The organism is Vibrio sp. 10N.222.49.C9 (assembly GCF_041474985.1).
Lineage (GTDB): Bacteria > Pseudomonadota > Gammaproteobacteria > Enterobacterales > Vibrionaceae > Vibrio > Vibrio crassostreae_C.
Genome location: NZ_JBFRVD010000677.1, coordinates 1 through 289, shown reverse-complemented (window position 1 = coordinate 289; position 289 = coordinate 1). Strand labels below are relative to the sequence as shown.

Here is a 289-nt window from a genome sequence, read left to right as displayed (position 1 = left end):
GGGCTGTGAATCATGTTCTTGGTGGATTCTTGTTGTACCACCTTGCCATTCAAGCGGGTAGTAAGAATGACATTGTTGTAATCCATTCCACGGGTAATGGTGGCTCCTATTGGACCAAACCCATCTGCCGCTTTTGACCGTAGCCATTGCAAGTCTCTGCCTTGCCAACCTCGCTCGGTAATATCGTTACCCACTGTCACACCAAAGATGGCGTCACTGGCTTCGCTTTCCGTTACGTAGCGAGTCTCTTTACCTATGACCAAGACAAGCTCTCCTTCAAAGTGCACAT

Annotated in this window: 1 protein-coding gene; it reads right to left on the bottom strand. The window is 48.8% G+C overall.

The window, feature by feature from the left end; translation table 11 throughout:
• On the bottom strand, window positions 1-289 hold a 289-nt coding region (locus AB4585_RS25040), incomplete at both ends, for a fumarylacetoacetate hydrolase family protein (RefSeq protein WP_372171458.1).